The organism is Paenibacillus sp. ICGEB2008 (assembly GCF_000307675.1).
Taxonomy (GTDB): domain Bacteria; phylum Bacillota; class Bacilli; order Paenibacillales; family Paenibacillaceae; genus Paenibacillus; species Paenibacillus polymyxa.
Genome location: NZ_AMQU01000008.1, coordinates 148869 through 164067 on the forward strand (window position 1 = coordinate 148869; position 15199 = coordinate 164067).

Consider the following 15199-nt stretch of genomic DNA (forward strand, 5'->3'; position numbering starts at 1 on the left):
CCTAGAACTTATATATTGTTATTATAATTATTGGAGTTGAATTAAACAGATGAGTGACTTGTACAAGGAGCCTCGATCTTCCGATCCCTTTCAGGAGTCGAACGATTATAACGCCCCATTTAACCAGCCCCCAGTAGTTCCACCTACAAATAGTAAAGCTGTTGCGTCGATGGTGCTCGGGATTTTATCTGTTGTCATTCCCTATCTTGGGTTGATCATCGGAATTGTAGGTATTATTTTGTCCAGTCTTTCCCTGAAGGAAATTAATCGTCATGGTGAGCAAGGCAGAGGCATGGCTATTGCTGGACTGGTATGTAGTATTATCGGCACACTAATTTATGCACTGATTATCATTTTCTTGGTTATTGTTTTTGTTGTGGCGGCTTCCAGTGGCGACTCGGATATTTTTTCAGACATTTAATGAATTAAAGAATGCTTGAGTCAGACTAACCATTCACGATTTGCCTATTGGATGCTATGATAGAGGGAGTCCAATCAAGGAGAGTGAAGCTGTATGGCACGTACTCAAACACAAAAAGCGTTAAGCAAGGCGAAACGCGCCGGGATCTATTGCGCGGCACAGAGCCGCAAAACGAATGATCATTATGGCGAGATTTCACAGCACACGCGAATGAAGCCGACCAAGCAGGAACAATTACAAAAGGTCAAGCACAAGAAGCGACTCGTTCAGGGTGACGCTTCTTTTTTTTGTCTTAAGCGAAGTCGAAAAACTTCAAGGAAGCTCAAAAAGAACTTGATAATAATTATCATTCTTGTTAGAATCATAAGAAAGAAGGAACCCTGGCAGGGGCTCCTTCATGATAAAGCTATGGTTTGGCTTGAAAACTAAGGACTACTTTGCTTCAAAGGTTTTGCAGTCTGTTTCTTCGGACGTGTGAGTGTTCGCAGGCTTGTTGCTTACAATATAAATGGAGCTTGCGCTGCATTTATTATCCTGAGCCCAGTACGTACATGAGTTGACTTCGCACAGAACGTCTTTTGCCATATTGTTCACCTCCTTATAGGAATGTGATGGGCTGAGCAAATACAATCACAGTCAGTCAAGGTAGGACTTGTCCAGCTGTGTGTACCCTCTTGGTAAGAAGAGGGATTTTGCTATGCCTACTTGTACAATATCAAAACAATTTTAAAATTGCAATGTTTGCGTCATGTTGCAGAGCCAAATAGACACAAGAGTTCCTTTTAATTAAAAAACAAAAGCTGTCCCTATGCAGAACGAAATGTTCTTCTGCCGGAGACAGCTTTTTTATGTTTTTCTAAACGAATGGCGGCACTAAAAGACTTAGCGCACGTTGGGAATATTTACGATGGGATCAATATCAGCATCATAGTCTACACCTTCGAACTCAAAGCCGAACAGCTGGAAAAATTCGCGACGATATCCTTCAAGATCGGATAATTCATAGATATTTTGGGTCGTCAGTTCCTCCCATATGTTTGCAACTTCTGCCTGCACATCCTCGCGCAATTCCCAATCATCAATGCGAATACGACCCTCTTCATCTACAGCAGTTTCTGGGGCGTAAAGACGCTCGGCAAATAGGCGATAGCTCTGTTCTATGCACCCCTCATGCAGCCCTTTCTCCTTCATCACCTTATACAAAGCGGAAATATACAGAGGAACGACAGGGATGGCCGAGCTGGATTGGGTAACGAGTCCTTTGGTGACTGCGACGAAGGCGCGTCCACCTGTGGCTTTCAGCTGGTCGTTCAGTTGGCGTGCTGTCGCCTCCAGATGATCTTTTGCGCTTCCGATACTGCCTTCTCTGTAGATGGCTTGGGTAATATCTGAACCGATATACGAAAAAGAGAAGGTAGTGGCGTTATCAGCGAGTACACCGCCTGCACGCAAAGCGTCAATCCACAATTTCCAATCTTCACCACCCATAACCTCTACAGTCCCCTGTACTTCTTCTTCTGTAGCCGGTTCGAGCGTCACGCTGCTGACTTCACCGGTGTGAAAGTTAACGGTCTTATTCGTATAGGGCTCACCAATAGGTTTGAGCACGGAATTAGACGTTTCGCCTGTGCGGGGATGGGTACGGCGACCTGAAGCAACACTGTAAACCACCAGATCGACTTGTCCCAGTTCTTCACGAATGGCTTCCACCGTTTTGGCTTTGACTTCATCCGAGAAGGCGTCTCCTGTCACGCTTAAAGATTTAAGCCCAGCTTCCTGAGCAGCTTTTTCAAATGCAGCAGAATTGTACCAGCCTGCTGATGCTGTGCGTGTAGCCGTAGCATTGCTAGGACGATATACACCAATTGTATTGGCACGCGCACCGAAAGCGGCCGTAATTCGAGAAGCCAACCCATATCCGGCAGATGCCCCGATCACAAGCACATTACGAGGTCCGTGGATAGCAGGACGGGCTTGTACATAGTCAATTTGCTCCTGAACATGTTGGGCACAGCCCACCGGATGAGCCGTGGTGCAGATAAAGCCACGTGTTCTTGGTTTGATAATCATGTTATTGTAATTCCTCTCTTCTTGTAGCAATCTTCACCCTTACTATTTTAACTTTTAACAATTTTTTTTCAAACGTGGATTTCAGTAAGTATCCTTTTTACCCAAAAGTGTATCCCTGTACAGGGTGGCAAGTGCCTAAGAGTCTGCATATGATGCTGTAACGATAAACATGAGAAGGGAGAGAGCTGCTTGAAGAACAAGAGCCGCAAAACCAACAGAAACAAAAAGCCGCTCTATCGTGTAATTGACCCGGATATGAATGAGTTAAGTATGATACAACGCTCAAAGCCACTGCCTGCGGAGAGGGAGACAGAAGCAAGACTTCATCAAGTTGCTTCTCCGCCTCCCCCAACTACAGAGGAGTCGGAGCTACAGACAGTTGTCGAGCCTGAAGTCGAGGCTCTGCAAGAGAAAGAGATTGAGGTTGCAGAGGTAGAGGAGACTCCAGCTTTGATGGAAGAACCTCCACTGCCAGAGCTAGAACCAGAGCTAGAACTAGATCCAGAACCGGAGCCGGAACCTGAACCAGAGCCAGAACCAGAACCAGATCCAATTGATGTGGAAGAAATTTTGAACAATAAGAAGGCTCCACATGTAAACAATGCTTTCATCTATACAGACGATTTGAGTGATCTCGCTGTGACGGGTGAGAAGATCGCTCCTGCTTCCATAGATTCCAGCAAGCTGAAACAAGAGAGTATTCAAACGGAATCTTTAGCAGATTATGCTGTTCATACCATTAAAATAGCTGACGGTGCTGTGACTGCTTCGAAGATTGCTCCCGACTCCATTACGGTCGAGCATCTGTCGGACGCATCAGTGGCTGGCAGTAAATTGCAGGATCGCTCTATTAGTGGTGAAAAACTTCGGGATGGCAGCATCACTCCAGAAAAGTTGGCGGATAAAATTATTAGCGGCGATCATATTGCCAATGGCTCGATTGAGAGTCGTCACTTCAAGCAATGGATCGTGTCTTCAGATATGCTTCAAGATCAGTCGGTCACCTCAGATAAAATTCGCAGCGGTACGATTCAATCGAACAATTTGGCGAATGAAGCTGTTGATAGCTCCAAGCTGGGTGATCAGTCTGTGACTACCTCCAAACTGCGGGATGGGGCTGTGGATGGAGCTAAAATCCAGGCAGGCAGCATTGAGAGCGCACACCTGACCGAGCATGCCGTTCTTGCCCGGCATCTAGCTCCGGGTTCGATTAATCGCAAGCAGCTATCCAACGGTATTGTAGGCCGAGAACAATTGGAGGAAGGCGTTGTCAGCGGACGTCATCTGGAGTCTGAGGCAGTCACCAGTACGCACATTCAGGCAGGAGCGATTGAAAGAAAGCATCTCAGTCCTGGCTCCATCGGGGAAGAGCAGCTTGGAACGGGCCAAGTGACAGCACGGCATATCGCGGATCGGAGTATTCAATCCAATAAACTGGCAGATCAGTCTGTAGGCTCATTGCAAATTGTCGATCAATCCGTCACTTCATCCAAAATATCGGATCAGAGCATTCTCCCACACAAAATTGCCGATGAGGCGGTACTTACCAGACATATTGCAACAGCAGCCATACAAGGACCCCAAATTTCTCCAGAGGCAGTTTCTTCCGTGCATCTTCAATCCGAAATTATTCGGAAGGATCATATCGCATCAGAGGCGGTTACGGAGCAACATTTGCATTCCGGGGCTGTGACAAGCGAGAAAATAGGGAAGGGTGCAGTTCTGGATCACCATGTGGCGAATCAGGCTATCAAGGAAAATCACATTGCTTCGAGCGCTATTAAGTCTGACAAAATCGCTGACGAGGCGGTTATAGAAACTAAAATTAGCACAGGGGCGGTAACCGGAAATAAAATTGCGTCTCAAGCCGTTACCCACGTACACATTGCAACGGGAGTCATCCGTGAAAACCACCTTGCCGACAATAGTGTGGGCGGAAAGGCGTTACAGGCTCAAGCGGTGGACTCAACTCATTTGGCCCAGAGCTCTGTACAGAGCAAGCATCTTGGGGAAGATAGTGTCGGAACCGCGGCGTTGCAAGAACAGTCCGTTACCGCAGACATACTAGGCGAAGGCGCTGTTCAAACCGCGCATTTGGCCAGCGGTGCGGTATACTCCCACCATTTGCAGGATCATGCCGTTACTTCGTTGAAACTATCGCCGGAAAGTGTGGCTACGGATAAAATTAATGATTTGGCAATTACTGCGCCTAAGTTAGCTGAGGGCAGTGTCACTTCCTCCAAGCTGTCTGCTCGTTCTGTGCAGCCATGGCATATTACAGATAAAGCGGTGCTAAGCAACCATCTGGCTGTTGAGGCAGTGGAGGCGAATCATCTTGCTCCGGAATCCGTCACCTCCAACCATTTGCAGTCTGCTTCGATCCAAACCAAACATCTCGCCCCGGATAGTGTGTCCGGCCATGCCCTTCAGTCGGAAAGCGTCACTTCCGAGAAGTTAGCGGCTCGGGCTGTGCAGGCTTCCAATCTGGCGGAAAACAGCGTGGGACCCGGACATTTGGCTGCACAGGCCGTACACACCAGACATTTGGCCGCAGGAGCAGTAGAGGACACGATATTAGCCCAGAATGCTGTCAAGTCTGAGCATCTTGCAGCAGAATCCATCCAATCCGAGCACTTGCAAAGCGGGATCATTCAGGGAGAACATATTGCATTGCAAGCTATAGCGACTCCGGCCATACAGGATGAAGCGGTTACCTCTGCTAAACTGTCAGAGGAAAGTGTAACCTCCACTAAGCTGTCAGCCCATGCAGTGCAGTCCGGGCATATTATGGATGAAGCTGTACAAAGCAACCACTTGGCTGTGGCAGTTGTGGACTCGACCCACCTGGCATCTGGAGCGGTCACCTCGGTGCACCTACAGGCCTCCTCGGTGCTTACGAGACATTTGGCCCCGGATAGTGTGTCCGGTCGTGCGCTTCAAGCGGAAAGTGTGACCTCGGAAAAGCTGGCAGCCCGCTCGGTACAAGGAATGAACCTTGCAGAAGGCAGTATCGGCCCTTCACATCTATCTGTGCAGTCCGTACACACGCGGCATTTGGCAGCTGGAGCGGTACAGGATAGAGTGCTGGCAGAGGGAGCAGTGAAGTCCGTGCACATTGCCCCGGAATCGATCCAGCCGCACCATCTGCACACTGAAGCCATTCAGGGCGAGCATATCGCATCCCAGGCCATATCGACCGATGCTTTGCAGGATGCGTCCGTTACGTCTGATAAATTGGCGGATGAGGGTGTGACTGCCGCCAAACTGTCGGCCCACTCGGTACAGTCGTGGCACATTACAGACGAAGCGGTGCAAGGAAATCATTTGGCAGAAGAGTCCATCCAGTCGAACCATCTAGCGCCGGAAAGTGTAACCTCAGCCCACTTGCAGTCTTCGTCAGTGCTCACGAGCCATCTGGCCCCGGATAGTGTGTCCGGCCGTGCGCTACAAGCGGAAAGCGTCACCTCGGATAAGTTGGCAGCCCACTCAGTGCAAGGAACGAATCTTGCGGAAGACAGCGTCGGCCCGTCACATTTGTCTGCACAGTCGGTACACGCCCGGCACCTGGCAACAGGTGCAGTACAGGATACAACGCTGGCAAAGGGAGCAGTGAAGTCGGTACACATTACCCCGGGGTCCATCCAGCCGCATCACCTGCACACTGGAAGCATTCAGGGCGAGCATATCGCATCCCAGGCCATATCGACCGATGCTTTGCAGGATGAGTCCGTTACGTCTGATAAATTGGCGGATGAGGGTGTGACTGCCGCCAAGTTGTCGGTCAACTCGGTACAGCCGTGGCACATTACAGATGAAGCGGTGCAAGGAAATCATTTGGCGACAGAAGCCATCCAGTCAAGCCATCTGGCCTCGGAATCCGTTACCTCTCGCCATTTGCAGGCTTCCTCAGTGCTTACGAGCCATTTGGCGCCAGATAGTGTATCCGGTCGTGCACTACAGGCGGAAAGCGTCACCTCAGAAAAGCTGGCAGCACGCTCGGTACAAGGGACGAATCTTGCGGAAGGCAGCATCGGCCCGTCACATTTGTCGGCACAGTCCGTACACAGCCGGCATCTGGTAGCCGGAGCGGTACAGGATAGAGCGTTGGCAGAGGGAGCAGTGAAATCTGTGCATATCGCTCCAGAATCGATCCAGTCGCACCATTTGCACACTGGAAGCATTCAGGGCGAGCATATCGCATCCCAGTCGATATCGACTGATGTTTTACAGGATGAGTCCGTTACGTCTGATAAATTGGCGGATGAGGGTGTGACTGCCGCCAAGCTGTCGGCTCACTCCGTACAGCCGTGGCACATTACAGATGAAGCGGTGCAAGCTAATCATTTGGCAGAAGAGGCCGTTCAGTCGAGCCATCTGGCGCCGGAATCTGTCACCTCAGCTCACTTACAACCTTCGGTGATACTTGCGAGCCATTTGGCACCAGAAAGTGTATCCGGTCTTGCGCTACAAGCGGAAAGCGTCACTTCGGAAAAGCTGGCAGCGCGCTCGGTGCAAGGGACGAATCTTGCGGAAGATAGCGTCGGTCCTTCGCATTTGTCCGCACAGTCGGTACACACTCAGCATTTGGCAGTCGGCGCAGTCCAGGATACAGCGCTAGCCGAGGGGGCAGTGAAGTCGGTACACATTGTCCCGGAATCGATCCAGCGGCATCATCTGCAAACTGGAACCATTCAGAGCGAGCATTTGGCATCCCAGTCGATATCGACCGATGCCTTACAGGATCAGTCCGTTACGTCTGATAAATTGGCGGATGAGGGTGTGACTGCCGCCAAGCTGTCGGCTCACTCGGTACAGCCGTGGCACATTGCGGACGAAGCCGTGCAAGCCAATCATTTGGCACAAGAGACCATCCAGTCGAGCCATCTGTCACCGGAATCTGTTACCTCAGCCCACTTGCAGTCTTCGGCGGTGCTTGCGAGCCATCTGGCTCCGGATAGTGTGTCTAGTCGTGCGCTACAAGCGGAAAGCGTCACCTCAGAGAAGCTGGCAGCCCACTCGGTGCAAGGAACGAATCTTGCGGAAGGCAGCGTCGGCCCGTCACATCTGTCTGCACATTCGGTACACACCCAGCATCTGGCAGACGGTGCAGTCCAGGATACAGCGCTAGCCGAGGGGGCAGTGAAGTCGGTACACATCGCCCCGGAATCGGTCCAGTCGCACCATCTGCCTACTGGAACCATTCGGGGAGAGCATCTGGCATCTCAGTCGATATCGACCGATGCCTTACAGGATGAGTCCGTTACGTCTGATAAATTGGCAGATGAGGTCGTGACAGCTGCCAAAATATCTCCACATTCCGTCCAGCCATGGCACATTACGGATGAAGCCGTGCAAGCCAATCATTTGGCAGAAGAGATCGTTCAGTCGAGCCATCTGGCGCCAGAGTCCGTCACCTCAGCCCACTTGCAGTCTTCGACTGTGCTTGCGAGCCATCTGGCCTCGGATAGTGTGTCTAGTCGTGCGCTACAAGCGGAAAGCGTCACCTCGGAGAAGTTGGCGGTCCACTCGGTACAAGGGGCGAATCTTGCGGAAGGCAGCGTGGGTCCTTCGCATTTGTCCGCACAGTCGGTACACACCCTGCATTTGGCAACTGGCGCAGTACAGGATACAGCGCTGGCAAAAGGTGCAGTGAAGTCCGTGCATATTGCCCCGGAATCGATCCAGTCGCACCATCTGCACACTGGAACCATTCAGGGCGAGCATCTGGCGTCCCAGTCGATATCGACGGATGCCTTACAGGATGAGTCCGTTACGTCCGACAAACTGGCAGATGAAGTTGTGACAGCTGCCAAAATATCTCCACATTCCGTACAGCCATGGCACATTACGGACGAAGCCGTGCAAGCCCATCATTTGGCAGAAGAGACTATCCAGTCGAGCCATCTGGCGCCGGAATCTATCACCTCAGCCACTTGCAGCCTTCGGCAGTGACGATCCAGCATATTGCGCCAGGGAGTGTATCTGTTCACGCGCTCCAGGCAGGTAGCGTGAACGCTGAGAAGCTTGCGCTTCGCGCGGTGCGTGCTTCGAATCTGGCGGAAGCTAGCGTAAGCTCCGTACATTTGACAGAGCATGCCGTGCACTCCCAGCATTTGTCCGATGGGGCGATTCAAGAGTCAGCACTGGCAGAGGGGGCTGTGCAGTCCCGTCACATTTCACCGGATTCTGTTCAATCTGAGCATTTGCAAGCAGGAGCTATTCAGTCACAGCATATCGGCTGGCAGGCGGTGTCAGAGCAAGCTATACAGGATGGAGCAGTGACGTCCGGCAAACTCGCAGATGGAACGGTGGAGTCCCGCCATGTGGCTGAGGAGGCAATTGAAGGTCAGCATATTGCAAAGGAAGTCATTGATTCGCACCACATAAAGCCCGGCTCGGTGACACTGGATCAATTATCCACAGATATTCATCTCTCGGGGCTTTTACCGGAGGAAGGGATCAGTGGCGACAAACTTCAGGCAAACAGTATATCCCGCGGCCATCTGCAGGATCAGGTCGTCAACAGTGAGGTGCTAAGCCCAGAAGCTGTAGGTCCAGAGCATCTACAGGCTGCTGCGGTACAAAGTCATCATGTGGCAGAGCAGAGCATCGAAGGTCATCATCTGGCAGAAGGTTCCGTTGGCTCACGTGAGCTGGAACTGAATGCAGTGACACCGGAACATTTGAGCATCACCCCGGTTCGTACTTGTGCGAACCAGCCTGCATTACAGCAGTTTGGCAGAGCGCCGTTTCTTTTAAAAGGAAGCGAAGGAGAGACGGAAGTAACCATTGTATTTGGGGAGCCATTTGTGAACCCGGACTACACGTTGGTAGCGATGACGAACCATCCTCTCTTTCATGCAACACTGAAATCCCAGACGACTAATGGAGCGGTGATCGTTGTAACCAAGTGGAGTGAAACCGCGCATAACTACGGTATTATTTCCTGGATTGCCATCGGTTAGTGGAGATGATGGTTGCAACACTTATAGCGTGCAGACTCATGTGTTTTCCAGATACAGAGCTGCACGCTTTTTCATATACTTTTCACATATTTGCTCCACAATTATCCCGAATTCTCCTGATAAGCTAAAGATACTTTAAAGGAGAGGTGATTCAATCATGAAAAAATGGACTAAAAATGCAGCAGCCGTATTGACCGTAGTAAGCGTACTGGGAGGAGCAAGCAGCGCATTCGCCGCTACAGCAACCACAACTCCAGCCACCACTGCACCAGCCATCAAAACTCCTGCGGTTACGACTCCTGCTAGCAAAGCACCGTCAAAAGCGCCTGCAACGAAAACACCTGTGGTGAAAGCACCTGTTAAAAAAGCTGCAACAGCTCATAAAGCAACAACCAAAGCAAAAAAAAGCTCCTGCCAAAAAAGCCATTGCGAAAAAAGTGGCAAGCCACAAAGCAAAAGCAGTGAAAGCAAAACACCGCACAGTTAAACATCATGTGAAAAAACATAACGCTGTTCAACACAAGGTAGCAACACATAAAACTCGTGCACAACATGTCGTAGCTAAAAAAGTAACCCATAAAGTTCCAGTAAAAAAAAGCAGTCCCAGCCAAAACTGCTCCAAAGGCAGCAGCTAAAGTAGTAACAACTAAGAAATAAGGTAGAAAATAAGGTAGAAAATAAGGTAGAAAATAAGGTAGAAGTGTAGTTAGCTTTCAGTTCACCTGGCATATACAGCAGCGATTCATGATAAGAAAAGACGGGACCGGGAACGGTATACCCGTCTTTTGTCTATTCTGCTGGGCTTCTGTTAAGCTTAAAGAAAGGATGCTAGCATCCAGAACAACGGCAAGGGGTTAAGGCCATGACAAAAATAGTAGTAGTGGATGACGATGTGTTCATTTTGCAATTAATATCTGAATATTTGAAAAAAGAGTCCTACGAGGTAACTTCCTTTTCCAGTGGGAAAACATTGGTAGAGCATATCCGAACAAACCGTCCAGATTGCCTCGTGCTTGATATTATGATGCCGGGCATTGACGGGCTTTCTCTATTGACTCAGCTTCGTGAGTTTACAGAAATGCCGATCATTATGATCTCCGCGCGCGGAGAGGAAAGTGACCGTATCCACGGGCTGGAATTGGGATGCAGTGATTTTTTGACCAAGCCCTTTAATCCAAGAGAGCTGGTGGGAAGGGTCAAAGCGATGCTGAGACTGAGCAAGCGGGCACGTCTGCATCCGATGACAAGCAAGCAGCAGAGAGCACAAATCTTTGCCATGCAGGCAATCTGTGCATTTTTGCTGACTTTCGTAAAGTTACAGTAGACGGACAAACGTTAAATTTGACCTCACGTGAATTCGACCTGTTGCTGTTTCTTGCGAATCATCTGGAACGGCCTTTTGGTAGAGAGCATTTGATTCAGCAGGTGTGGAGCTATGACTTTATAGGTGATGTGAGAGTCGTAGATGATCTGGTCAAACGTATTCGCAAAAAGTTGGCAGAATACCACTCTACGCTTGTCATTAACACGGTATGGGGATTTGGATATAAAGCAACGGTTCAGGAGATGTAGCCATGCGTACGATGAGAGCCAAAATTCTGCTGTCCCTGTCCATTGCCATGCTGATTACTGTCTGTATTACGGTGGTCTTATTTATTAGGCTCATCGATGACATTCTGGTGAATCAGGCCAAATCCAAGCTTCATGAGCAGGCACGCAAAGCCGTCCACATTATGAGTGACGGAGGCTTTGATCGACTGGATAATGCCGAATTTAACTATGTTATCAAGGGTGTGCTTTTATCTGCCGATTACTTTATTTTAAGCACGGATAACCGCATCATCGACTCCAGCGTCTCTGGGATGGAAGGCAAAAAGATCGAGCATTTGCTTTTGACCCGCCAAGGATTTTTTGCATCGGTTCATCCGTCTGCCCACGATCTGGTTACTACACATGAAGGCGTTGCGGTGCTTCAAGGTAAAAAGGTGTTGTTTACGAATGAAGAACTGCCCGGACAACCTTTCCGCATCTTTGTATACTCACCCTTATCTTCTTTGAGAGCCCTCTATGTACCGTTAATGAGAACTACGTTACTATCGATCGTAGCGAGTTTTCTGGTGATTCTCGTTATTGGTCTGATGATTGTTTCACGTCTGGTGCGTCCACTCAAACGATTGAAAGAGGCGGTAGGCAACTATGAGCCGAATCAGCCACAGGATAGTGAGTTTCCGCAGGCGGACAAAAGCGAAATTGGCGAACTAATAGGCACCTTTCATTCCATGTCCGCCCGCATTCAGCAGCACCACCACAGCCAAATTGAATTTCTGCAAAATGTATCACACGAGCTAAGGACACCGTTAATGTCCATTCAAGGTTATGTATATGCTATTCAGGATCAAGTGGTATCCCAGGACGAGGGACTGAGCATTATTAAAGTGCAATCCCAGCGATTAATTGATATGGTGGAAAAGTTGCTTCAGCTATCGAGGCTGGAGGCGCTGAATGAGGAATGGCCTGTCTCTCTGATTGATCTGAGAAGTATGGCGGAGGACGCTGTTCATCTATTGATGCCGATGGCCAGTGAACGCTCTATCTCGCTTCGAGTGGAGGGAGAGGGTCTGCATGTGGCCGTTCCGGCTGAGCAATTATTTCGCATGATATTGAATTTGCTGCAAAATGCAGTTCGACACACCTCAACGGAGGTTGTCATTCATTTGGAGACGGGGACAACGGCGGAGGTTGTGTGGGTTATGCATGTAGATGATGATGGGAGAGGACTAACCGAGTCTGAAGCAGCCGAGGTGTTTGGAAGATTCTATACAGGATCAAATGGCGTCACGGGACTAGGATTGGCCATCTGCCGTCAAATAGCCTCCCGACTGAATGGAGAACTACTTTGTACACGATCGCCATTAGGTGGTGCACGCTTCAGTTACATTCAACACATGTTATAAATGAGGCAAAAATGGTTAAAAATAATCATTTTTTCGCTTATATATACCACTAACATGACATACCATGAAAGGTTTTTGGTGATATTTTAGATATTGCTTGACTGGCAGGTACTAAAATGAGTAAAATTATTCGTATATACCTTGACTCATGAACGTCGTTTTTTTAGATAGTGGTCAATAATAGTGATGAATAATAAATGAAAGAGTGATGAGATGAACCGCCTTTTGGAAGTGAAGGACTTAACGATATCTTTCAAGACCCGTCAGGGACTAGTGCAGGCCATTCGTGGCGTAAACTTTCATGTCAATAAAGGAGAGACGCTGGCGATTGTCGGTGAATCCGGCTCAGGCAAAAGCGTAACCTCACAAGCTGTTATGAAGCTGATCCCGACCCCTCCAGGTATTTATCAAAAGGGTCAAATTATGTTTGACGGACAAGAGCTGATTAATAAAACGGAAAAGCAGATGCAAAAAATTCGTGGTAAGGAAATTGGCCTGATTTCTCAGGACCCAATGACTTCACTTAACCCGACGATGAAAGTCGGTAAGCAGATCACGGAAGTGCTTTTCAAGCATGAAAAGATATCCAAGGACGCTGCTCGCAAGCGGGGTATTGAGTTGCTGAATCTGGTAGGTATTCCGCATCCTGAACAGCGTTTTAACCAATATCCGCATGAATTTAGTGGCGGTATGCGTCAACGTGTCGTCATTGCGATGGCATTGGCTGCTAATCCGAAACTTCTGATTGCCGATGAGCCGACGACTGCGCTGGACGTAACGATTCAAGCTCAAATTTTGGAACTGATGAAGGATCTTCAGAAAAAGATTGATACTTCTATCATCTTTATTACTCATGACCTCGGTGTTGTGGCGAAGATGGCGGATCGCGTTGCTGTTATGTATGCAGGGCAAATCGTGGAAACAGGTACGGTTAATGAAATTTTCTATAACCCAAAACATCCATATACATGGGGACTCCTTGCTTCCATGCCTAGTTTGGACAGCCATGGTCAGAAGCTGGCTGCCATCCCGGGAACACCACCGGATCTGCTTCACCCACCTGTAGGGGATGCGTTTGCAGCCCGCAGTTCTTATGCCATGAAAATTGACTTTGAGAAAGAGCCTCCGCTCTATCAATTGTCTGATACACACTTTGTGAAATCATGGTTGCTTCATCCAGATGCACCTGCAGTTGAGCCACCAGAAGCGGTGAAGGCTAAACTTCGCAAGCTGGATAACGCATTTGAAAAGCCGGTTTTAGTTGAACAATACGGCAGTTAAAGCAATATATAATTTATAAATAAACAGATGATAAATAAAAAAAAGGCTGTTTCCTCCGTATGGAATAATATTACGGAGGAAACAGCCTTTTTGGTGTAACACCACAGGTTGCATGAGTCTGTGGTGATTTGTATTATGCGGTAGCGCTTACAGCTTGCCGGAACCGGCTTGGGAAGTGACCTCTGCCTTCACGCTGGCGGATGGGGAAATTTTATCGTTCAAGGATGGCTTCCAGCCTACAGAGGAGCTAAGACCCGCGCTGGAGCCTGCGTTTACGGCCTGTCCATTCAGAAGTGTGCCAGTATCTGACAAGGCAGTCCCACCAAAAACAGTCACAATTTTGGCTGCGGATAGTCCCGCAACGTCAATGACATTGTTTTCAGCAAAGATTTTGGAGGATTTGCCTGCGCCCCATATATACAGCGTAGGGTATTCAGAGCGTTTTACATCACCTGTATAGTAATTGTTATAGAGATGGACTTGTCCATAACGTACGCGCGGTGTGCGTTGTACTGTATTCTCATAATAATTGTGATGCAGGGTTACACGTAAAGCCCCTTCATCTGCTGTTTTGCTGTCGCTGTTGCCGATAATGGATGTTTTGTCATGATCGTAAAAGTGATTGTATGAAACGGTAACCAGATCACCCTGGTTAATCACATCGAGCAGTCCATCATGATGTTGGTATTCTTGACCGTAGAAGGTGCCGTTTCCGCTATCGGGGTGAGCCCCGTCATTGAACGTATTGTGATCCACCCATACATGCGTAGCTCCGTTAATGGTAATGCTGTCATATTCTGAATTCCAGTTGCCTGTACTGCCGTCAGTTGGGTCCCACTGCGGGAAATAATCGTAGGCATCCTGAAACTCAATATTACGGATAATGACGTTGTCTGTACCCTTTTTCAGTTGGAAGTTTGCACCATTAATGATAGCATTGTTGCCCAGACCGACAATCGTTGTATTGGATGGGATTTCAATAACGATACGACTAGCTTGATTCTTCTGTGATGCCTTACGTGCGTCTTCCAATGTACCAGAAGGAACCTTTTTACCCCATGTAGACGGATCATACGCCTTGAGATACGCATTGAAATCATACTTAGGGTCTTTGTAATCGTTCAATCCTAGCGCTTTATTATTGTCATCGACATTGGCATTGATTGTACCTTTGACATAAATAATTTTAGGTGTAGTGTTGCTGCTTTTGCCTAACGCATCGACAAGTTGTTTGCGGTTCGTTACGGTGAAAGTATTGGAGGAAGTAGCAGTAGCTCCACCTGTCGTGCCTGTAGAAAAGGCGGCCCAACCGTTTTTGCTGCCAAGTGTCTCCTTGCCAATATCGCTTGCTGCATGAGCAGGTGCACCCATAGGAGCCAGAGTAGCGAACAATAACACGGCTGCGATTCCGAGTGAACATCTCTTTTTCATAAAATACCTCCGTATATTGGATAAATGGAGTAGACGAACGAGGGAGTCCCGGGTGCTCCTGTAGTTTCTACATGTTC

At 48.7% G+C, this 15199-nt stretch carries 8 protein-coding genes and 3 pseudogenes; 8 read left to right on the forward strand and 3 right to left on the reverse strand.

Translation table 11 applies throughout. The features are described from left to right. Positions 1-49: 49 nt before the first annotated feature. Together C400_RS0109425 and C400_RS26165 are read left to right on the forward strand one after the other, a co-directional pair. A complete protein-coding gene (locus tag C400_RS0109425) occupies positions 50-421 on the forward strand; it encodes a DUF4190 domain-containing protein (protein WP_017426778.1) in 372 nt (123 codons plus the stop codon). A 93-nt stretch (positions 422-514) separates the two neighbouring features. After that, positions 515-709 (forward strand): annotated as a pseudogene (locus C400_RS26165) (hypothetical protein); the annotation flags it as partial. 144 nt (positions 710-853) lie between these two features. Here C400_RS26165 and C400_RS26695 read toward each other — a convergent pair. Together C400_RS26695 and fabV are read right to left on the reverse strand one after the other, a co-directional pair. Beyond that, the gene (locus C400_RS26695) at positions 854-1006 is read right to left on the reverse strand and encodes a DUF1540 domain-containing protein (protein WP_017426780.1); all 153 of its coding nucleotides are present in this window, start codon (positions 1004-1006) and stop codon (positions 854-856) included. Positions 1007-1303: 297 nt separating this feature from the next. Beyond that, a complete protein-coding gene (gene fabV / locus C400_RS0109440) occupies positions 1304-2491 on the reverse strand; it encodes an enoyl-ACP reductase FabV (protein WP_017426781.1) in 1188 nt (395 codons plus the stop codon). 189 nt (positions 2492-2680) lie between these two features. On the opposite strand from fabV, the gene C400_RS0109445 reads away from it, so the two are divergent. The 6 genes and pseudogenes from C400_RS0109445 to C400_RS0109465 all read left to right on the forward strand — a co-directional run bounded on the left by C400_RS0109445 (position 2681) and on the right by C400_RS0109465 (position 13691). Continuing rightward, the gene (locus C400_RS0109445) at positions 2681-8443 is read left to right on the forward strand and encodes a hypothetical protein (RefSeq protein WP_017426782.1); all 5763 of its coding nucleotides are present in this window, start codon (positions 2681-2683) and stop codon (positions 8441-8443) included. Beyond that, positions 8329-9456 (forward strand): WIAG-tail domain, encoded by a 1128-nt coding sequence (locus tag C400_RS27610; RefSeq protein ID WP_232795337.1) that lies wholly within the window; start codon positions 8329-8331, stop codon positions 9454-9456. The genes C400_RS0109445 and C400_RS27610 overlap by 115 nt, the downstream gene beginning before the upstream one ends. 157 nt (positions 9457-9613) lie before the next feature. Continuing rightward, positions 9614-10113, forward strand: a pseudogene (locus C400_RS0109450) (hypothetical protein). A gap of 205 nt (positions 10114-10318) precedes the next feature. Beyond that, positions 10319-11028: pseudogene (locus C400_RS0109455) on the forward strand (response regulator transcription factor). 2 nt (positions 11029-11030) lie between these two features. Further along, entirely contained in the window at positions 11031-12410 is a 1380-nt protein-coding gene (locus C400_RS0109460; protein WP_016821907.1) for a sensor histidine kinase, read from the forward strand. A 213-nt stretch (positions 12411-12623) separates the two neighbouring features. Next, the gene (locus C400_RS0109465) at positions 12624-13691 is read left to right on the forward strand and encodes an ABC transporter ATP-binding protein (RefSeq protein WP_016821906.1); all 1068 of its coding nucleotides are present in this window, start codon (positions 12624-12626) and stop codon (positions 13689-13691) included. Between the two features lie 147 nt (positions 13692-13838). Here C400_RS0109465 and C400_RS0109470 read toward each other — a convergent pair whose 3' ends face one another. Then, entirely contained in the window at positions 13839-15122 is a 1284-nt protein-coding gene (locus tag C400_RS0109470; RefSeq protein ID WP_016821905.1) for a pectate lyase family protein, read from the reverse strand. Between the last annotated feature and the right edge of the window lie 77 nt (positions 15123-15199).